The organism is Sporofaciens musculi, assembly GCF_009830285.1.
Taxonomy (GTDB): Bacteria; Bacillota; Clostridia; order Lachnospirales; family Lachnospiraceae; genus Sporofaciens; species Sporofaciens musculi.
Genome location: NZ_WUQX01000002.1, coordinates 1 through 19,187, shown reverse-complemented (window position 1 = coordinate 19,187; position 19,187 = coordinate 1). Strand labels below are relative to the sequence as shown.

Here is a 19,187-nt window from a genome sequence, read left to right as displayed (position 1 = left end):
CGCTTCTTAACCGAACAAGCCGGAAAGCAGCGGTACAAGGGTCATGCCGATAAGGGCAACGCCGCCGCCCGCCATAAGCTGTGTTATCCCCAATTAGTAGGAACAATACAGCTTTCTGGCGGGCGGCGGCACGTCAAGAAATATATATGGAGTTTTTAAAGAATCCCCCGGAGCAGGGGAGCGGTCAGCCTGTGACCTGCTCCACTTCCGGTATGGGTTTGAGATTAAAATGAATTTCGATAGAAATGTGTCTTGTTTTCGCGCTGTCTATGGTTTCATGGACAACGATTTCTTTAATCAGGCGGTTCAGGATGGAAGCGTCCAGCTCGGTGATGTCCCGGTATTCCTGTATGGATTCCACCCACTGCCTTGCGTCCACGGCAAGCCGGATTTCATCGGCAAGGCGTTTCCGGCCTTTCTCAACCTTGGCTTTTAATTCCGCCTGTTCCTTCTGTGTCTTTTCCAGCAGGAGATTGAAGTTTTCTTCTGTGATTCGTCCGGCTACCATGTCCTCATAGAGCCGCAATACCATCTTTTCCAGCACTTCAATCCGTTCTTCGTCTTTGGCAAGGGTGCGCTCCATCGCTTCCCGCTGGTCTTTCTGTCTCGGCCTGGCAGGTATCGGTCAGCCGTCCGGCTACTGCTTCACTGTCGGTCAGGGCAGCGGCGGCGCACTCCCGGATTTTGTTCAGCACAAGAGAATAGAGCGTGTCAAACTCAACCCGGTGCTGTGTGCAGTGCTGCTTCCCATAGGCATTGTAGGTCTTGCAGGAGAAAATCCGCTTCGGGAACTTCTCATGCGTGGTGCGGATGGTGAGAGCCTTTCCGCACTCCCCACATTTTATCAGCCCTGCAAAGAGGTTGATTTCCCCGGATTTGCCCGGTCGCTGGCGGGATTTCAGTTTTTCCTGCACAATCGCAAAGTCCTTTTTGTCCACCAGCGGCTCATGCGTCCCCTCCACCACAATCCAGTCCTCCGGCTTCTTATCCCGGATAGTGCCGATTTTAAAGCGGTACTCGGTCTTTTGGGAAGCGATTGCGCCGGTGTAGACGGGGTTCATCAGGATTTCCTTAATCACGGAGAAGTCCCAGACGTACCGCCCGTTTTCCGGGTCTTTCTTTTCCCATTTGGTGCGGATGTTCCGGTGTCCCCGCTTCCGGTTCCACCATGTCGGGCAGGGGTGCTTTTCTTCCTCCAGCCTGCGCCGGATGTAGTTGGGGCCGTGGCCGTCCAGCGCATATCCGAAAATCAGCCGGACAACCGGGGCGGTTTCCCCGTCAATGAGAAGGTGGTTCTTGTCCTCCGGGTCTTTCTTGTAGCCAAACGGGGCGATACAGCCGGTGAACTGGCCTTTCTGCGCCTTCAGCACATAGGAAGAATGGACTTTCTTGGAAATATCCTTGCTGTACATCTCATTCAGGATATTTTTAAAGGGCGCAATGTCGTTGTTGTCCCGCATGGTGTCGATACCGTCATTCATGGCGATGTAGCGCACACCGTTTCTTGGGAAGAAGTCCTCGATAAGCTGCCCGGTCTGCAAGTAGTTCCGTCCTAACCTCGATAAATCCTTTGTAATCACAAGGTTTATCTGTTTCCGCTCAATGGCTTTCAACATCCGTTTCAGGTCGGGGCGTTCCATGTTCAAACCGGTGAAGCCGTCGTCCTGATAGACTGCCGTAACCTCCCATCCCTGCTTCTGGCAGAACTTTTCCAGCATATCCCGCTGGTTCTCGATACTGGCACTCGTCCCGTCAAGGTCGTCGTCCTTGGACAGCCTGCAATAGATAGCTGCCCGGAAGCTCCCGGCAAGAAGTGTGTCCATCCCTGTATATTCCATTGTGTTCATCATAACCGTTTACCCGCACAATCCAGACGGAACACGGTCACTTGGAACCTCATCTTTATTATACCCTATTTCTTGTGGTTTAGCAAGATATTCTTTATCTGTTTTTCTGCTGTGTTTCTGTGCGATAAGGCTCACGAAAACGTCCGTAGCGTCCAGCTCGCCGTCAAATACTGTGGTGACATGAATCTCTGTTTTATTTTTCGCCATAGGCAGTTGTCCTCCATACATGAAAACAGCCAGACAGGGAAGGTCGGCAACGAAGTCCGGCAACGGGCTTCAAAAAACCTTGGAACTAATCCTTGTCTGGCGGTTGGGTTATTTTATACTTTTTCTTTTATTTTTCTGTTGCTTTGGTTGTTAAAGGGGAGAAAAGCCGACAGTTACGGGATTTTCCCCGGCAACCGGCCCGGCAACGGGATAGCAACGTGCAACGTGATGCAACGGGCTGTTATTTGCCGGTTTTTCAGAAGGGAAGCTCCATCTGCTCCGGCACTGGCGTAAATCCCTCCGGGGTTTTTCCACGCCCGTTGCCAGTGTCCGTTGCCGGCTTTTCCCGTTCCCATCCTTTCTGCCTGCCGTACCCGGCGAACATCCGGGGGTTGGAGAAATACTTCCAGCCGGTGACGCACTGGTTCATTATCTCGTTGATTTCCCGGATTTCCCATTGTTTCGGCTCGTCAAAGGAGTGGTTCAGGGCTTCTTTGTAAAGCTGTTTGGAGCAGACGGTATCGCCGGGGTAGCTGTCAAGGAAAGCCTGAATCATCCCGGCCTTGGTGTCCTCCGGCATAAAGTCCCGCTGGCGTTCCTTTAGATAGCGCACCATTTCCGGGCTGAATGTCAGCTTCCATCTGCCGCTTTTGTAAATCTCCATCGCTTCCGCCCACACCTGGTTTAAATAGGCTCTGGAAGCGGCTTCGTCCTCTAAAATGTGCGTTTCCGCCTGTTCCGGGCATACCTGTATGGGGATAAAGCGGCGGTTGCCGGAGCGGTCAAGGGGCAGGAAGTCAAGGGCGTTGGATGTGCCGCCGAACACGCACTGCCTTGGGCGGTCTGCCGGGTGGGTTTCGTAGGGTATCTTGTAGACTTCCTTCTGGCGGCTCAAAAATGACTTGATTTCCTCTATGCTCTTTGCATTTGCGGTGGCAATCATCTCCGACATTTCGATTATCCAGTGACCTTGCAGCTTCCGGTATACATTGTCATCGTCCAGCTTCCGCAAATCGTCCGAAAACCACTCGTCTTTGACTGCCAGCAGACGGAAGAAGGTGGACTTCCCGGCTCCCTGCCCGCCTACCAGACAGAGCATGACTTCAAATTTACAGCCGGGGAAAATGCCCGGTGGATGGCTCCCAACAAAACAGGCGCAGGGATTGGTAGGTGTACTCGTCCTCACCGGCTCCCAAAAATGCCGCAGGCAGGAGCGTATCCGCCCGGTTCCGTCCCATGTCAGGCTGTTTAAATACTCCCGGACAGGGTGGTAGCTGTTCTCATTGGCGGCAAGGTCGGCGGCGTCCTGTATCTTCTTTTCGCTTGTCAGGCCGTAGGTTTCTTCCAGATACAGCCGGATATATTTCATGTCCGTGTCGGTCATGGGGCTGTTTGGGGTCTTTTTGTAGCCGATGGGCTTTAAAATATCGGTGCGGTCGGTCAGCAGGTTATAGGCAACCGCCCCGGACAGGAGCGGGTCGCACTGGAACACGGTCAGGCAGTTGCGGATGCTGTTGCGGAAGCCGCCTTTCTCGGTGGTTTCCAGCATGGCCTTGACTTCCTCAACGCTCCGGGGCGGCTCGGCGCTGTCTGCCATGTTCGCTATTTCCTGCCGTATCTGGGGCGGTAAATTCTGCCATTCGTCTTTCAAGGTTCCTCACTTCCTTTCCGTGTCCTGTAATAAGGGCTGCCCGCTCCTGAATGTCCCCGGAGAGAAGCACGTCCATCAGGTATTCCACCCGGCTCATGTTCTGCAGGGCTTCCACAAACCGGGGATTCCATGCTTCATCGGGCTGCCGTGGGGCGTATTCCTCCTTCCAGCGGCGCAGGAGATGGTAATAGTCGGACAGCACCCGGAAACAGTGCCGCTCCATGCGCTTAAATTTCTGTTCCTCGGTTTCCCTCCGCAGGCGTGGCCGGATGGGCGGCTTCCCGGCGTTCCTCCCGTCCTCATAGGGGATGGAGAAGTCCTGCGCCAGCATGAGGGCGGCTTCTTTACTGCCGATACCGTGGAGCCGGGAAACAAAGTCAATCACGTCCCCGGTGGCTCCGCAGCCGAAACAGTAAAAGCGGCGGTCAACCTTCATGCTTGGGTTCTTGTCGTTGTGGAACGGGCAGACGCACATCCCATTCCGGTTTACTTTGATTCCATAACGCTCCGCAGCCTGCCTTGTGGTGACGGACTGCTTCACGGCTTCAAATACGTTCAATAGGCGTTCCTCCTGATAATCCCAACGTGAGCGACACAATGTCGTTCACGTTGTCTGTAAATCCATCTTGTTCAAAATGAAAAAGGCACTTGCCAGCGATTTCCAATCACAAAACAAGTGCCTGTTTAAAGTTCCATATTCTGTTGTTTCTGTGTCCGGGGTGGCTGGCGTTTCTCTGCCTGCTCCTGCCGGATGCGTTCCTGCCGCCCTTTCAGGTTCCCCTGTACGGACGGTTTCTTCCCCGGCTCGGCGGTCTGGCGGTACTGCTCGGACGGCAATACCTGATTGAGCCAGCGGCGCACATCCCGCAGCACTTTTACATCTGCCTGAACCGCTTCCAGCTCCTCCCCCTGTTCCGGCAGGGCAGAAGCAAGCTGTTCCCGTTCGGATTCCAAATCTTTGCGGGAGTAAGAGTTGCCTTTCAGGTTGGCTTTCAAATACCGGATGGCGGCATTGTAAGCGTCCAGTTCCTCCCGGTGGCTCTCCGCAAACTGCTCTTTTTCTTCTTCCAGCCGATGGCGGCGTACTCCTTATGGACTGGCTTGTTGGCTTCGTATTTGTCAATGTAGGACAGCATGGTGTCGATGGCTTTGATACGCTTTGGCTTTTTCAATACTTTCCATGACAGAAACGGCGGTCTGGCTGATTTCCTCCAGCCGGGTGTCAAGGCTCTAGAGCTATGGTGGAGATTACGGTTATCCAGCAGAAAAGATCCATTGCCGCTTCCCTTAAATCCTGGTAAGTATGAAGATAGATTTCTTCCTTTTTCAGCCATACAGGCATTATCGTATGGATTTCCCTTACGACTAAATGAAAGGATTCCTTTACTGCCCAGGCAGTCTTCAAATGCCTGGCTCGTATACTGACTTCCAAGATCACTATGAAGGATGATCCCCTCGGTATCCCTGACATTCAGGCATGCGTTTTCTACCGCTTTAACCGCCAGTTCCGCCGTCATAGATGTGCCATAGGCATACCCTATAATCTTTCGGCTGCACAGATCCATGACAGAAGCCAGATAGGTCCATCCTTCTTTCTGTACATGGATGTAAGTGATATCCGTACACCATTTCTGGTTGATGGTCTCCGCCCAAAATCACGCCTCAGGATATTTTTCTTATCCTCCGGGATGCTGCCATGGTTGGCATGATGATTGTACTTCTTTACTACGATCCAGTCCCTGCTCTGCCATATGCCTCTGCACCCTTTGACGCTGCAAGGTGTACCATTATCATTCAGCACACGGCATATTTTGACAGCCCCATACCTTTGTTTTGAGTCATCATATGCCTGTTTCACTTTCCTGCCGAATTCCGCATATGCCTTCTGGCGAGGGTACACAAACCAGAGCCTTGTAATAGGTACTCCTTGGGAATTTCAGAGCGCTGCAAAGCTGAGATACACAGTAGCGGGTTAAGTTGTTCTGGATAAAGGAAACAATCTCGGCTATTGTTCTTTCGCGATATGGCGGTCGCTTTTTTTAATATTTCATTCTCAATCTTAAGGCGTTGGATTTCTTTCTGGAGAGCCTTATACTCCTTAAGGGTGACCGTCTCCTCCCCGGATACTTTGATGGGGGAGAGCTGTTTTACCCAGTTGCTGAGTGTGCTTCGATTTACGCCATATTCACGCTCCAGTTGCGGATACGAGGTTCCTCCGGCATTATACAGATCCACGATCTGCTGCTTGAATTCCAGCTGGTTTTTCGCCATGGCTTTTTCACTTGATAGTATAGGTTGTTCAACTTTTCCTGTCCACACTTATATACTAACACCACTTCTCGCTTTTTTTCACGCCCTCCATGACAGAAACGGCGGTCTGGCTGATTTCGTCCAGCCGGGTGTCAAGGCTCTCCACGGTGGAGATTCCTTTTTTCCGCAGAAAATCCATTGCCGCCTGTACCTTGTTGAAGTCGGCAACTGTGCCTTTGAGCTTCCCTGAAGTCCAGTCGGCACGCTGTCCGCTCCGCAGTTCTAAATACTGTGAGAGCAGCTCCGGTATGGTCGGTTCCTTCGTCTGCTCCAATGCTTCCATCAGAGCGGCTTTTTTCTCTTTTAAATCGGCAATCCAGCCTTTTAAGTGGCGCACCATCTGGCGGATGGACTGCATGAGGGAGTTGGCGGCTTTGATGTCCCGGTTCAGGTTGCCGATGCTGGTCTGGATTCCTTTCTTCTCCATCTGGCAGGCGGCAGGCCCCATGTGGACGGTGGGGATTTTATCAATCCCCTGTCGGGCATAGGAGCGCAGGTCAAGCCGTTCCGGGCGGTCGTTGGCTTCCAGATAGCGGTTGGCCGTGTCCGCCCATCCCTGCCGCCAGATTTCAGCGTATTTCCGGTCGTTCCAGTCCACGGTGTTCTCCTTGTGGCTTTTCCATCTGCCGGACGGGAGCCGGATTCTTTCGCCGTTTCCGTCAAGGTCATATACCTTGCGGCACTTGGGAGCCATTTCCCTTTTTCGTCCATCGCCCGCATGGTGAGCAGGATATGGGCGTGGGGGTTCCCATCCCCTTGTCATGGATGGCAAAATCGGCTATCATGCCTTTGGAAACAAAAAACTCCCGGCAGTAGTCACGGATAAGGTCGGCGTACTGTTCCGGCGGGATTTCCCTTGGGATGGCAAGCACGAACCTCCGGGCAAGCTGGGAGTTCCATTGTTTTTCCTGCGCTTCGGCAGAGTTCCATAAGGTATTGCGGTCTGCAAACTCCGGCGGCACATGGGGTGGGAGCATGATTTCTTTGTGGGTGACTTCGTTCTTGTAGGGATAGTATTTCTGCTCTTGGTCGTATTCAGAGAACAGCTTTTCGCCGCTCTGGTAGGCGGCGGCAGAAACAGCGGATTCATTGTTGCTCCGCTTAATGATGGTGATTTTACAGTGCGGGCATGGCAAGTGTGCGCCCTCCTTTCTCCCGGATTCCGGGCAAAAAAAGAGCAGGATAACTTTTTCAGTTTCCTGCTTGGGTTGCCGCTGGTGGGCGGCAAGTATTTAGTTTTTTGATGATTGTCAGTTCGACAAACAGTTTGATTCAGCTTAAATTTTCACAATTTGAATTTATTCCCATCAAGAATAGTTCAAATATCAACCCATAACGGTTATTTCTTTACTACCATCTAAAAATATTCGATGATAAATAAATGGAATAATTTTCTGCCAGAATTCTTTAAGTCAACAGTCCTAAATATTCAAAATTTGGCATTTCTATATTCTTCCAAAGTCTAAACTTCCTCCCAAAAAATTTTATCTATTAATGATACTGCGGCACCTGCCAACCCAAAAATTTTAATTATTTTCACTGAAAATTTAGTTTCTTTGTTTTGTAGAACCATTTTCATCAATATGCTAAGGAATTTTCAAAACCAGTCAAGCCCGTAAGGGATAAAATATAATGGCAAAAATCAGCAAAATGAAATCAATACATCTTCTGAATTTTGTTGTCATTAGAACATAATGTATTGTCTATAAATAAACCAAAGGAAGTTCAAATATTTCATCTTAATTTGCTTTGTAAAAGTTCTCGAACTTTAAATGAAATTTATATGTACAAACCACAATACAATTTCTATAGGCTAGTATTTTAATATATGGTTGTTTTGCATTGAAGTTAACAGTATACACTATCAATTTTCCATTTAGTTACAGGGACTAATATAAAATTCCTTTGATAATAATTCTTCCATTTTCTTCTTAAAAACTCATATTCATTCCTACAAATCCCAAACAAAACTGGTACTATTATACAGCTTTAACTTGCTAAATGGAATAGCTTCTCTGTAAGATTTTCAGGTGGCAAAGCCACAAAGGGGTAGCTGGCAAAGCCAGCGCAGGGGAAGGGTAGCTTCCCCTGTGATGATTGGAGTAGATTGGAAATCATCTGCTGTCCGCAGGAAATCATCCGCTGTCCACTTCCCTAAGTGGTGTATATTGGGAGATTTTCCAGCTTGTCAATTTGGACCAAAAATTCCCCAAGTGGTGTATAATTGCGCCCGGTAAAAATCAGAACGCGCCTGGCGCGCCGTTTTTCTGGAACAGGCTTTTTACCGTTCCTGCTGTCTGGGCTTCTTATCAGGATAGAGCTTTCCGTCAACAACGGCGGCATGGCTTTTTATTTTGATTTCCCCCTCCTGCTCGCTGCGCTTTTTGCGTTCCTGTAGCCTTCATCGGAGAGATAAAACGGAACCGCTCCCCTTAAAGCCAACAAAGCATTGTTTCTGTACTTCCACCATAATCATGTGGCGGGTTTCCGGGCGGAACCGTTCTTTTCCTGACAGGTCATGCCCCTGTAAAATCTGTTCCTGCAACTTTGCCGCCGCAAGTCGCTGACGGATAGAATTGTTGTTTTGTTCTGTCGGGAACCGTGCTTTTACACTGGCAATAAACTGGCTGCACTCTGGTTCTGGTATTCGTTCCAGTCTTCGGATGGCGTTCTCCATGATTAACTTTGTCATTAAATCCGCTGTTACCGATACGATTTCTTTTATGCCTGCAAGAGTTTCCGCCTTGGTCGGTGCGGCATTTTGATAGATGACATTCAGTTCATTTTTTGAAAATTTCATTTCATATCCTCCTTCCGGTTTTCTGCAAGAACCTGTTCCAAAAGACGTTTGGTGTCGCTCCGGTGGAACAATACTTTTAAAATGGTGCTGACCTGTTCATCCGTCACGGCTTCCGGGTGGGGGAGATGGCTTTCCAGCATTGCCCCTCTGGTGCAGAGCCGGTGCGTCCGTTCCTTCCGGTTCAGGGTCTTTATCTGGTGTTCCAGCATTTTCTCCTTATGCTGCGCCCGCCGCAGTCTGGCTTCGGTCTTTTCAATCTCCTGATTCAGTTTTTCCAGCTTCTCATTCATGGGCAGCGTCCTCCTTCGGGAGCAGGATATAGATGTGGCTGACCTCCCCGATTCCCTGACGGACACGCATAATCATTCCCGCCTGTTCCAGCTCATTCAGGGAACGCTTGCAGGTCTGGGGGCTTCGGGAGAGTGCCGCCGCTATCTCCATGACGGGGAAGCGGATGAACAGAATCCCGTTGCTGTCCTCGGTTCCCCTTGTCAGGATTTCATCCAGCAGGCGGGCATACATGACCTTTGCCGTGTTGCTGACCGGAAGCCGGAGCATTGCCTTTGGGAGCGGCATACAGGGCGGCAGGGGCGTACTGGCTATCATAAATTCACAATTCATTGGATGGTGTCCTCCTTTTGGCTCGTTTGGATAGGTAGTGGGGGCAGTCGATAATGACAGCCCGGAAACTCTGCTTGCACCCATGCTGGCATTTCCGGCAAAGTTCATTGTAGCTTCTGCGCCCCCGGTCGTTCAGGAAGAAAGCAAGCTCTTTCTTCAACTTCTTTGACATTCTCGGCATGGTGCCTCCTTCATAGAAAAACCGCCCGATTCAGCAGGTACAGCCGGAATGGGCGGGCAGTGGTTTTTTGTGTATCGTTTCGGGGCGATTTTCAGGGGAAATACAGCCGTAGAGCCGCCCCAAAATCCCCCTTGGTATTACGGGCAGGGCAGACTATGCCCCGTGAAATTGTTGTGTTTCGGTATCGTTTCGGTGTTCATTTTGCCGGTTCCCTCTGCTGTCGTTCCTGCCCCCGTCTTTGGCGGCGTTTCGCTCTCCTTGGTACGCTCGTTCCGGTCAGGGTTCCTCCGTTTCCCTGCCGGAAGTCGTTGCGTTACATCGCCGGGGAGCATATCCCATACAGGCCGGTCATTCGATTGGAATAATCCATCGATGAACTGCCTATATCATATGACATTTTTGTACCATGTGCCGTATGTCCACGAATCAGGAATAAAGCCCAAAATCTCGAAAATTTCCACGATTGTGGAAAGTATGGTATAATCCAGTTAAGCGGCAGGGAAGCAAAATCCAGAAAGTGCATTTTGCGCCCATGAAAGGAGCGACTACCATACAGGAACGCCTTTGGGAACTGCAAGGACAAAGGGCTGAATCTGGAAGAACTGGCACAACTGACAAAGATTTCAAAATCTGCCCTTGCCAGCTATGAATCTAAGGACAATGGAAATCAATCATGGCAATCTTATCACGCTGGCGGATTTCTAAAAGTCCATTGATTATCTGCTATGCCGGACAGAAAACAGGAGCAGGCCAACACGGGATTTAACAGATTGCATTTGAGTGATGAAATGGTTTAAGGAAAAGTGGCCGGATTAACAACCGTCTGCTGTGGAACTTGCCACCCACAAGGATTTTATAAAGTTTTTGGCTGATATTGAAGTTTATGTGGATGGGAACTTCCATGCAATTCAAAACCTCAACTCCCTTGTCGATACTGTCCGGCAACGGAATTATAGAACCGCCCATCCGCCCATGGAACTTAGATGACCCGTACCTGCGGATTTTACAAAAGCTGCACACATTGAGGATGACGAATATTTCAGCCACATGATAACAGGACGATATAAGCGTAATCGTCCGGGATATTCGTGCTGCACATAAGTCTGACAGTGAGAGTGCGCCGCCAACTACCATTGCCGAAGAATTGAAACAGGATTTGGAGGATGTTGCAAATTTCAAGGGAAGCCCTCTTGAAAAAGAGGCTGCGCTTTACTGCAAGCGGCTGGGTATCAATTATAACAAGCTGTCTGATGTGGAATTCCGGCAGCTTGTGCAATATCCTTGAAAAGTCCAAATACTTCAAGAGCTATGTCGGCCAGAGGAAGAAACGGAAATAGCTGGCCGCTGCTGCATGGTTGTGTATGTTTCCATGCAGCAGCGGTTTCGTGCTGGCGGTATTTAGTTGAGAACATGGCTCGATAAACAGGAAGTTTGCTAACAAGGCTACAATATTCCTTCCAGTATATTCTTTTGAGACTCTTTTATATATTGAATATCATCCAAATACAAATTCAAATGTCCATCTTCTATATTTTTCCGAACATCTTCATTTCCAGAACTGCCTCATTTCTCATATATGCAACAAGACTGTTTATCCGTTGAATTATCATATTGGGCAACTGTTCTCTTTCATTATTCTTTAAATCATAGGCGTCTGCAAATAACTTTAATCTACGAATCTGTTCATATAAATTATAATAATAATCAGGATTTTCGGTGAAACAAATGGAATTCATCTATATACTGGTATTCAACATCCCAAATTCTTGGTCCTGGATGTAATGTATCAAAATCATTATCCCATGCTACACACGCTCAACAAAAGTTATGTTATACGGTGCAAAATCCCCATGACACATAACCTTTGGTAATTGTTTGGGCAGCATCCAAACTTCTTCTCCCTTAATCGATGAACAAAATTTTCGATGGTATCATGATACCGACGCTGTTGTTTTGCCACTTCAACCAAAATCGTCATCTGTTAGAATAGAACTTCGGTAAACTGTCATTATAAACAGTGCCATCCACAAAAGAAACCATTTCCATTCCAGATACGTTAATTCCATATGGTTTAGGAATATTATTAAACCCGTTTTCATGCATAAACGATAAAAATGACTGTACATGCGAAGTCCATTTATTTCCTGGGCGAATTACTTTATCTTCTTCTTTTGATATTTTACCAATCTTCTTCCGCCATGTAAAACTTCTTTTGAATCATATATTTTTGCCCATTCATATTCCGATTTGTCACTGGCTCCATTATATCGCAATAACTTTCCTGATGGAATAGATTTTACAAAAATTCATTTAGCTGCAATAGATATTATCCCACTGAATCCGCTCTTGTTCCGTCTTTTGTGATAATAAGCTTCCCCTGCTGGCATTTTACGGTGATTTTATCCCCTTCCGGAGAATCCACCCTGCTCCAGCCACTTTTTGTAAAAAATCTGCGGCGGCGATTTCTTGAAAGCACCTCGCCCATTTAAACGGTCAGTTTGCGGTCGTCCATCCGTCCTCCTTCCCTGCTGCCTGCCGGCATACGATTTCAAATACATCCCCGTCCTCTGTCCTGACATTGAGCAGGCTGTTCCGCTCGTCTGTGTTCAGATCGGCAATCCTCATCCCTTTGCTGTCATTCAGCAAATCAAAAAGTTTGATAAAATCGTTCAGTTCCATTGTGTTGTTCATCGCTCATTGTTTAAGTCTATAGAATAATATTATATAGTCTTTTAAAAGCTATTGCAATCCCTATGTGTGATGTAGTCTAAAACTTAACAAAATAAATGCTAATAGCTTATGAAATGGGTGGGCATTATGGAAACAAAATTGGGCAAACGTATCAACATGGTGAGGAAAGACCGGGGAACACGGCTGATTTTTTTCAGAATTGGGCTACCATAAACGCATACCTCCGGCAGATTGAAGGCGGGACAAAGATTCCCAGCCTGCCTGTATTTATCAATATCTGCAAAGTACTTGAAAATTTCTCCGGATTATCTGCTGCGGGATGCGCTGGAAGATAATGAGGTCAGTAAAATACGAGAACTGGCAGCATTGTTGGAAAGCACTTCGCCCAGCCAACAGGAAATCGCCGTTGCCATGATTCAGGCGGTATTGGAGCGCAGGTGAAGATTAGAAAATGACCAGCCATTTATAATCGGCTGGCCATTTTATACCCAATCAAATATAAATCAACTCGCTGTTTATGATTTCCTCCGCCCGGTTGCGGATATTGTTCATCCGGCCTACCCATTCAAGCTGGTTCCGGGCTTTCAGTTCCTCGGTCACTCCCTCGGCGGCTTTCATCTGCTCTATGATTAAGTCACGCCGTTTCTCTGCCTGCTCGTTCAGGTCGGCAAGGTACGTCCATAATTTCCCGGTCAGGATAAGGGAGCTGTACCGTGCCGGGTGTTCCTGTTTGAGATATTCCCGGTGCAGCCGCCCATAGCGTCCGATGGGGCGGTTCTCCTCCGGCAGCTTCAAGTCCGGAATATAGTAATCGCCTGCCAGAATATAATCAATACCGTTCTCTGTTCTTTCTTTCAACCGATTCTTTCTTTCAGTTTTTCCATTGTCGTTCCCTCCTGTGGTGGAAGGCTCGTCACTGGCCAGCTCAATCACATCCATAATGCCACAATCCAGCGTTTCGCAGATTCGTGCCAGCGTGTCCATGCTGATATGTTTCCCTTCTTTGCCCATGTTGGCTATCATATTTGTGGTCAGTCCAGCGGCAAGCCTTAAATCCTCTTTCCTCATGTTTCGCTCTATCAGTGTGTGCCAGAGCGGTTTGTAGCTGATGTGCATTTTTCTCCCTGCCTTTCTGCCCCGGATGGGCGCTTATACCCATTATATCAGGATTCTTGCTAACTCACAAATATTTCTTGACGGTATCGCCGGTTCCGTCTGGATTGTGCTTTTCCTTTCCTCTTTTGATTACATCTAATTAACCATGACCTGCTTCATGCCCTGGCTTTTCGCACCCGGATTGTCATTGCCGTAGCCCTCCATCAGATTGATTACGCCCCAGATACCAAGCCCGGCTCCAAGTGCTACAACAAGGGTCTGCAAAACGTCTACTGCGCTATTGAAAAATGCCATAAATATATCCTTTCTGCCGCGTCTGCGGCTGTCCGGCAAGCGGACAAAAGGCGGTCAGCGTATGGTCGCCGCCGCATAAAAAACCGCCCTCTGGTAAAGGCGGCTGTCCCCGCGCTGCGTAAGTTCTGCGGCGCGGCGGTATTCAGTTGTACAGGGGTGCGGCTCCTGCCGCTGTGTACTGCGCCGGAAAGTGGGGGCGCGTATCATGTTTGGTATGGATAGATGTGATTGCTTCAATCGCTCCTTTCTGTGTCCCGCTGTGCTGCCGGACGTTTTTTTCAGACTTGCGGGAAGTGAATAGCTTGCGTAAAGGTGTTCGCTTCCCGCAAGTTCACTTTGCGATAGCTGCCGCAAGGCAGCGTAGGGGAAGTGTAGCTTCCCCTGTCTCCCGGCGGTCTGCCATGCTGTCACTGTTGCGGGATAAGCCCCCGGCGCGTGACATACTCCGTTGCAAAACGGCGGTGTTCCGCTTCCTTTTCCCGCCAATACTCCCATAATGCAGCGTCGGCGGCTTCCGCAACATTCATTAAAAACCGTTCAAGCTGCTTTTGTTTTTCCTCTGCGCTACGTTTCCTCATGGTCTGCGTCCTCCTGTAAGTCTGCCGCGTCAATCTCGTAATAGTCAAAAACCTCGTCGGGCTTGACAATGGCGGGGCGGCGTTTAAGGTGCTTTTCCATGTCAAAGGCGTTCTTCGGGTCTGCGTCGGACAGGTACTTGTATTTCGGGTGCTTCGTTATGTCAAATTTGTCCGAAAAGAACGGGCGCACCCCGCGTAGCTGCAAGATACATTTCCCTCCGTCCATGACTGCAATTTCATCTTCCGTCATAAATTCTTTCCCAATTTCTGATAGTTCAGCCCATGAACGGCTCCGTACCTCTGGTTTCGGAAGTGTTGAAGCTGTCATGAGGTAAGCGCCTCGTGGACGCTCCCTCCCGAACCGTGCGGGCACCTCTCGATGCACACGGCTCTCCATATGCCATCAACTAACAAAATCAGTCTTTTCCGTGTATCTCACGGTGGCACGCCGGGCATACTGCCAGCGTTTTCCTATGGTTCTTTAACATAACTTTTTCCCACTCATATTTACCGCTAAGGCTTTTCAGCCGTTTCACCTGATGAATCTCCACGTCATTTGTGTACTGTCCGCAGAGTTCACAGGTTTTGGAGCGCAGTTTTGCCGCTATGCGGTTCGGTTTATCATACCGCTTATAGGCGGGCAGGATATCTGCCTGCGGCACATTAGGCTTGTCCTTGCGGATAAAAGGCCCTCTGTAAAATACGCTCTCCTTCATACCGCCTTTTGTCTTATAAATGACTGTAAACCGTCCATTTCTGAAATATCTCTTTTTGATTTTTCTGGTCTTTGTGCGGTATTTATTTGCGAATGTTTTCAACATACTATAATGCATTAAACTCGCATACTTGCTCATTGCGCATACATTACATGCCAGTGAGTAATAGTTGTACAAACCTCTGATTTCAGAGTTGTACTTTGACAGGATTTCGATATCCTTACGGTTAATGAGCTGTGGTCTGTGAATGGCTTTCCAATGCTCTTTTTGTGTAACTTTGTCCTTCTTGATACGGATTGCGCCATACTCCAACAGTTTTGATTCCCATTTTTCATGCGGCATGTATAACTTTACTGCGCCGCTGTACCCCTTCACTTTCCTGCCTTGGCGTTTTGTGATTTCCCGGCTCTTTGAAATAGAGATATCATAGCCGAGGAATCTCGCCCGGTCAGTAGCATAGGTGATTTTGGTTTTCTCCACTGACAGCGTAAGGTTTAATTTTTCTTTGAGGAATACAGCAAGGTCTGCTTTTAATTCTTCCGCATCCCTTTTGCTCCCGATAATGCTTATGATAAAGTCATCCGCATAACGGACGTATTGCAGGTTTTTATAGGTTTCATCCCTGAACTGCTTAGACGGGATTTCCCTCTGTTTCTCCCGCAGTCTGCGTAATTCCCCGGCACGTTCTTTCTTTTCGGCTTCGGTAAGCGTATCCCATACTTCCCTGTTCTGGCGCATGAACTTCTGCACTTCACGGTTCCGTCTGGCGTATTCCGGGTTCACTTTACGGTTTACCCGGTTCCCTTTTATAAAGCCTTCTTTGTATTCCTCCACATACATATCCAATTCATGCAGGTAAATATTTGCCAATATGGGACTGATACCGGAACCCTGCGGAGTGCCGCAGTAAGTCCTGTTGTACTGCCATTGTTCCATATATCCGGCTTTCAGAAATTTCCACATCAATGAGATAAAAGCTTCGTCATCAATGCGCCTGCGCAGAATATCAATGATAACATGGTGGTCGAAGCTGTCAAAACATGCCTGAATGTCACCTTCCACAAACCAGTTTGCCCCCGCAAATGTCCGCTGTATCTGTTCGAGGGCTGTATGGCAGCTCCTTTTCGGGCGGAATCCGTGGGAATAGTCGGAGAAGGTTGGCTCATAAATGCTTTCCAATATCATTCGGACTACTTCCTGCACCAGCTTGTCATCCCCGGAAGGAATCCCAAGCGGACGCTTCTTACTGCTGTTTTTCTTTGCAATATATGTACGCCGTGCAGGTTTTGGGCGGTAAGAACGGTCTTTTAATGCGCTGATGATACGCTCTATTCTCGGACTGCTCATTCCGTCCAGTGTTTCACCATCCACACCCGGCGTCATGCTTCCCTCATTGGCGTAGATATTTCTATATGCCAAAAGGTAAAACTCCGGGTTGTACAGGTTCCGGTAGAGCCTTTGGAACCTATACGATAAATCTTTAGACTGTTTGTTTAGGCTATTCAATACATCAGTTGGATTTCTCATGATGCCTCACGCACCTTCCTTTCTTTCTCTGTATTAAAAGCATACTGCTCCCCTTCGTCATGTGGGCGGCTCTCCCGCTTCCGTTTTTACGGCTATCCCTGTAAATCCAGAGTCCACGGGCTACTATGGGAGCTGTGTAACCATGCCCGCATATGGGCGGGTTTAGGTCATCCCCGGTAGCGTATGCCATACTTAGCGTTCCGTGTTGTCGGTAATCTTTGTAGATATGTGGCGTTCGCCGTTCAACCTAATCTAAGGCTTGCCCTGCTTTGGATATCGCACGTCTGCCGACGATTGAGCGACAGACGCCAAAGCACCGTGCGTTTCATCTTCTTTCGCACGTAGGCCAGATACTCCCAGGCTCCGGCTACCAATCAAGCAGTTTAGCTTTCATCCTCATACACGGATTTTCATCCCCACATAAAACAGCGGTTAGAAGATTGCGCCGTTTTATGCCAGTTATAGCGTTAATAGTGGCGGCTATAACAACGACATGCTACACTCCCCAGAGGGTTTCCCCTCACGGATAAGTCGTGGAATGATAGACTATAAATTTTCACCGTCCTTTCTTTGATATCTTTGTCTACCGCTTGCTAAAGGCGGTTTATGGCATACACCCTAACGGGCGCACAATGGTTTCTTTCCTAAAATTTCCGATATTTCTTTAAGGGTGGTTTTCTCCTTGCCGCCCAAGAAAAGCGTGGTGTCGCAGTTGCCGACTATGGTATCGGCGTTGTCTTTGTAAATGGCTTTTAGCTGTGACTGGCTCTGCAAGATGATTGACGCGGATATTTCCCGGCTCCGTATCGTTGCAATGAGCTTTTCAAACTTTGGTATCTGCCCGATATTCGCAAATTCATCAAGTAAGCACCTAACATGGACGGGAAGCCGCCCGCCGTATTCATCATCTGCTTTGTCGCACAAGAGGTTGAATAGCTGTGTGTAGAGAATACTCACGACAAAGTTAAAGGTATCGTCGGTGTCGCTGATAATGACGAAAAGGGCGGTCTTTCTGTCGCCTATGGTGTCAAGCTCCATTTCGTCGGTTTCCATCAGTTCCCGCAGCTCCTTAATGTCGAATGGGGCTAACCTCGCGCCGCATGAGATAAGTATGCTTTTTGCGGTCTTGCCCGCCGCCAGTTTGTATTTTTTGTACTGCTTGACTGCAAAATGTTCCGGGTCTTTTTCTTCCAGACGTTCAAACATGAGGTCAACCGGGTTCTGGAAATCCTCGTCGTCCTCGCGGGCTTCCGACGCATTTATCATTTCAAGCAGCGTCGTGAAGTTCTTCTCGTCCTCCGGGGCTTCATACCAGATGTAGCCGATTAGTGCGGTGTAGTAGAGCTTTTCCGCTTTCACCCAGAAATCCTCGCCGGATTTTTCCCCGTCGCCTTTGGTGTTGGCGATAATGGTATTGACTAACTTCAAAATGTCCTTTTCGCTCCGCAGATAGGCAAAGGGATTGTATTTCATGGATTTTTTGAAGTTAATCGTATTTAACACTTTGATACGGTATTTGTACCGCTGCAACATTTTCCCGGTTTCCAAAATCAGTGTTCCTTTTCGGACGGTGTGTCAAGGACATATTTACCGTTACACAAGCTGAATGTCCTGTTCAATCAATCTCTTGATTTTATCAGCCATTGTTTCCTTGCTGGTATCACTGAAATGTATAGATACCTCATAAGTGGTCGTGCCTATCCGCCGGATAAGTCGCGGCGCTTCCTGTCTTGTGGTGATAGTTGTTGTATCTGCTCTATTCATTTAGATTTCCTTTCTGCTGATTCAAGTTTTTGTCTTTCCCTTCCGTTCCGCCTATCCAGCCAGTCAAGGGTCGGGTCGTATTTTCGCCGCTCCGCTCTGAAAATCTCCACCCTTTCCCCTTGACAGTCTGGATTTTGCCGTGCCATTGCGCTGCCGACAACGGGGAACAGGAAAAAGAACTGTTTTCCCGCTGTCGTCCGCTCCATTCTACGGCAAAACCGGCTCCACTGGTGTACCGGCGGCGTTAGTGCTATGGGTGGCTCTGCCCCCACACCCCCGACCTCATCCAAAGAACAGGAGGGAGGGTCAGCGTTCCTGTTGCCGCTTCCTTTTTGGGGGATTGCGTGGGCGCGGAGGTTTTCCGGTTCCAGCCGTTTCAGGCTTTCCAGTGCCTTCCTTGTCTGTTCTGGGTGCAGCCGTTCCAGTTCCATGTAGTCTTTTGTCCTGCCCTTCAAGTCCTGCCAGCGGGTACGGTAGATTTCAGCCCCTTCACCGCTTCGGTAAGCTGCCGTTGCAATTCAAGGAGTTTCCCTTGTGACGCAAGCCCGGACTTTGCAAGGGTCAGCAGCTTCTTAAATTCTTCCGGGAGTAGTTCCATGTGTCCCCAAAGGTTCTTCTTTCCCATGCGTTCCAGTTCGCTATACATTGCGCTGGCTTTCTCTCCAGACCGTAAGCTGTTTGTCCAGCCCGGCTAATTGCTTGCCTTTCTGCTTCAAGGTTTTATCCAGAGCCGCCGCCTGTTCCTCTTGTCGGCAACGTCACCGGCAAGCCCGGCAAGTCGCTCCCTTGTCCTGCTTTATCTTTTGTATTCCAGCACGCCCCAGATGTGCCGCTGTACTGCCACGTTCCCCGCGCTCAAAGTCTTAAACCCTGCCGCCTGCATA

The 19,187-nt window shown here is 48.8% G+C and carries 23 protein-coding genes and 8 pseudogenes; 2 read left to right on the top strand and 29 right to left on the bottom strand.

Annotated elements, in window-relative coordinates:
* Positions 1-6: 6 nt before the first annotated feature.
* From GN277_RS27540 to GN277_RS27475, 15 genes and pseudogenes are all read right to left on the bottom strand, one after another.
* Positions 7-90, bottom strand: a pseudogene (locus tag GN277_RS27540) (Maff2 family mobile element protein); the annotation flags it as partial.
* A 94-nt stretch (positions 91-184) separates the two neighbouring features.
* Positions 185-1,850: pseudogene (locus GN277_RS27535) on the bottom strand (recombinase family protein).
* A gap of 6 nt (positions 1,851-1,856) precedes the next feature.
* A complete protein-coding gene (locus tag GN277_RS27530) occupies positions 1,857-2,054 on the bottom strand; it encodes a hypothetical protein (RefSeq protein ID WP_016223833.1) in 198 nt (65 codons plus the stop codon).
* Positions 2,055-2,310: 256 nt separating this feature from the next.
* Complete coding sequence (locus GN277_RS27520; protein WP_159757343.1) at positions 2,311-3,705, bottom strand: virulence-associated E family protein; 1,395 nt, start codon at positions 3,703-3,705, stop codon at positions 2,311-2,313.
* Entirely contained in the window at positions 3,617-4,264 is a 648-nt protein-coding gene (locus GN277_RS27515) for a CHC2 zinc finger domain-containing protein (protein ID WP_159757340.1), read from the bottom strand. Before GN277_RS27515 ends, GN277_RS27520 begins: the two co-directional genes overlap by 89 nt.
* 125 nt (positions 4,265-4,389) lie before the next feature.
* Positions 4,390-4,701, bottom strand: coding sequence for a hypothetical protein (locus tag GN277_RS32635; RefSeq protein WP_244325015.1), 312 nt, complete (start codon positions 4,699-4,701; stop codon positions 4,390-4,392).
* Positions 4,698-5,282, bottom strand: a complete 585-nt coding sequence (locus GN277_RS32630) for a DDE-type integrase/transposase/recombinase (RefSeq protein ID WP_244325021.1) — start codon at positions 5,280-5,282, stop codon at positions 4,698-4,700. The genes GN277_RS32635 and GN277_RS32630 overlap by 4 nt, the downstream gene beginning before the upstream one ends.
* Positions 5,243-5,563: a hypothetical protein gene (locus tag GN277_RS30690; RefSeq protein WP_244325014.1), complete on the bottom strand. Its 321-nt coding sequence runs from the start codon at positions 5,561-5,563 to the stop codon at positions 5,243-5,245. Before GN277_RS30690 ends, GN277_RS32630 begins: the two co-directional genes overlap by 40 nt.
* Positions 5,560-5,976 (bottom strand): transposase, encoded by a 417-nt coding sequence (locus tag GN277_RS30685; protein ID WP_244325013.1) that lies wholly within the window; start codon positions 5,974-5,976, stop codon positions 5,560-5,562. Before GN277_RS30685 ends, GN277_RS30690 begins: the two co-directional genes overlap by 4 nt.
* Before the next feature lie 67 nt (positions 5,977-6,043).
* Positions 6,044-7,151 (bottom strand): annotated as a pseudogene (gene mobQ, locus GN277_RS27500) (MobQ family relaxase); the annotation flags it as partial.
* 1,145 nt (positions 7,152-8,296) lie between these two features.
* Positions 8,297-8,692 (bottom strand): annotated as a pseudogene (locus GN277_RS27495) (DUF5720 family protein).
* Between the two features lie 119 nt (positions 8,693-8,811).
* Positions 8,812-9,105 carry a DUF3847 domain-containing protein gene (locus GN277_RS27490; protein ID WP_159757337.1) on the bottom strand — a complete coding sequence of 98 codons (294 nt, stop codon included), beginning with the start codon at positions 9,103-9,105 and terminating at the stop codon, positions 8,812-8,814.
* Entirely contained in the window at positions 9,098-9,436 is a 339-nt protein-coding gene (locus tag GN277_RS27485) for a MarR family transcriptional regulator (protein WP_002592693.1), read from the bottom strand. Before GN277_RS27485 ends, GN277_RS27490 begins: the two co-directional genes overlap by 8 nt.
* A complete protein-coding gene (locus tag GN277_RS27480; RefSeq protein WP_159757334.1) occupies positions 9,426-9,617 on the bottom strand; it encodes a hypothetical protein in 192 nt (63 codons plus the stop codon). Before GN277_RS27480 ends, GN277_RS27485 begins: the two co-directional genes overlap by 11 nt.
* A gap of 137 nt (positions 9,618-9,754) precedes the next feature.
* Positions 9,755-9,949, bottom strand: coding sequence for a hypothetical protein (locus GN277_RS27475; RefSeq protein WP_159749058.1), 195 nt, complete (start codon positions 9,947-9,949; stop codon positions 9,755-9,757).
* 200 nt (positions 9,950-10,149) lie between these two features.
* Between GN277_RS27475 and GN277_RS27470 the strand changes: the two are divergent.
* Positions 10,150-10,954, top strand: a pseudogene (locus GN277_RS27470) (helix-turn-helix domain-containing protein).
* Between the two features lie 989 nt (positions 10,955-11,943).
* Here the strand turns inward: GN277_RS27470 and GN277_RS27465 are convergent.
* Together GN277_RS27465 and GN277_RS27460 are read right to left on the bottom strand one after the other, a co-directional pair.
* On the bottom strand, positions 11,944-12,102 hold the full coding sequence (locus GN277_RS27465) for a hypothetical protein (protein ID WP_244325012.1): 159 nt from the start codon (positions 12,100-12,102) through the stop codon (positions 11,944-11,946).
* Between the two features lie 8 nt (positions 12,103-12,110).
* On the bottom strand, positions 12,111-12,308 hold the full coding sequence (locus GN277_RS27460; protein WP_244325011.1) for a hypothetical protein: 198 nt from the start codon (positions 12,306-12,308) through the stop codon (positions 12,111-12,113).
* A gap of 288 nt (positions 12,309-12,596) precedes the next feature.
* On the opposite strand from GN277_RS27460, the gene GN277_RS30680 reads away from it, so the two are divergent.
* A complete protein-coding gene (locus GN277_RS30680; protein ID WP_244325010.1) occupies positions 12,597-12,749 on the top strand; it encodes a hypothetical protein in 153 nt (50 codons plus the stop codon).
* Between the two features lie 51 nt (positions 12,750-12,800).
* Here the strand turns inward: GN277_RS30680 and GN277_RS29625 are convergent, their stop codons facing one another.
* The 12 genes and pseudogenes from GN277_RS29625 to GN277_RS27405 form a co-directional block, all read right to left on the bottom strand.
* A complete protein-coding gene (locus tag GN277_RS29625) occupies positions 12,801-13,166 on the bottom strand; it encodes a TnpV protein (protein ID WP_204162868.1) in 366 nt (121 codons plus the stop codon).
* Positions 13,161-13,424: pseudogene (locus tag GN277_RS29620) on the bottom strand (helix-turn-helix domain-containing protein); the annotation flags it as partial. The pseudogene GN277_RS29620 and the gene GN277_RS29625, both read right to left, overlap by 6 nt.
* Before the next feature lie 135 nt (positions 13,425-13,559).
* On the bottom strand, positions 13,560-13,718 hold the full coding sequence (locus tag GN277_RS27445) for a Maff2 family mobile element protein (RefSeq protein WP_159752892.1): 159 nt from the start codon (positions 13,716-13,718) through the stop codon (positions 13,560-13,562).
* 54 nt (positions 13,719-13,772) lie between these two features.
* Positions 13,773-14,129: a hypothetical protein gene (locus GN277_RS27440; RefSeq protein ID WP_159757328.1), complete on the bottom strand. Its 357-nt coding sequence runs from the start codon at positions 14,127-14,129 to the stop codon at positions 13,773-13,775.
* The gene (locus GN277_RS29615; RefSeq protein ID WP_002569167.1) at positions 14,126-14,296 is read right to left on the bottom strand and encodes a hypothetical protein; all 171 of its coding nucleotides are present in this window, start codon (positions 14,294-14,296) and stop codon (positions 14,126-14,128) included. Before GN277_RS29615 ends, GN277_RS27440 begins: the two co-directional genes overlap by 4 nt.
* Positions 14,283-14,622, bottom strand: a pseudogene (locus GN277_RS27435) (hypothetical protein); the annotation flags it as partial. The gene GN277_RS29615 and the pseudogene GN277_RS27435, both read right to left, overlap by 14 nt.
* A gap of 90 nt (positions 14,623-14,712) precedes the next feature.
* Complete coding sequence (locus GN277_RS27430) at positions 14,713-16,539, bottom strand: reverse transcriptase domain-containing protein (protein WP_016295882.1); 1,827 nt, start codon at positions 16,537-16,539, stop codon at positions 14,713-14,715.
* Positions 16,523-16,729 (bottom strand): hypothetical protein, encoded by a 207-nt coding sequence (locus GN277_RS27425; protein ID WP_159749052.1) that lies wholly within the window; start codon positions 16,727-16,729, stop codon positions 16,523-16,525. Before GN277_RS27425 ends, GN277_RS27430 begins: the two co-directional genes overlap by 17 nt.
* Positions 16,730-17,169: 440 nt before the next feature.
* Positions 17,170-18,102, bottom strand: a pseudogene (locus GN277_RS27420) (VirD4-like conjugal transfer protein, CD1115 family); the annotation flags it as partial.
* A gap of 30 nt (positions 18,103-18,132) precedes the next feature.
* Positions 18,133-18,303 carry a transposon-encoded TnpW family protein gene (locus tag GN277_RS27415; protein WP_159752888.1) on the bottom strand — a complete coding sequence of 57 codons (171 nt, stop codon included), beginning with the start codon at positions 18,301-18,303 and terminating at the stop codon, positions 18,133-18,135.
* A complete protein-coding gene (locus GN277_RS27410; protein WP_159757325.1) occupies positions 18,300-18,734 on the bottom strand; it encodes a hypothetical protein in 435 nt (144 codons plus the stop codon). The genes GN277_RS27415 and GN277_RS27410 overlap by 4 nt, the downstream gene beginning before the upstream one ends.
* Before the next feature lie 20 nt (positions 18,735-18,754).
* The gene (locus tag GN277_RS27405; protein ID WP_159757322.1) at positions 18,755-18,949 is read right to left on the bottom strand and encodes a hypothetical protein; all 195 of its coding nucleotides are present in this window, start codon (positions 18,947-18,949) and stop codon (positions 18,755-18,757) included.
* Positions 18,950-19,187: the final 238 nt, after the last annotated feature.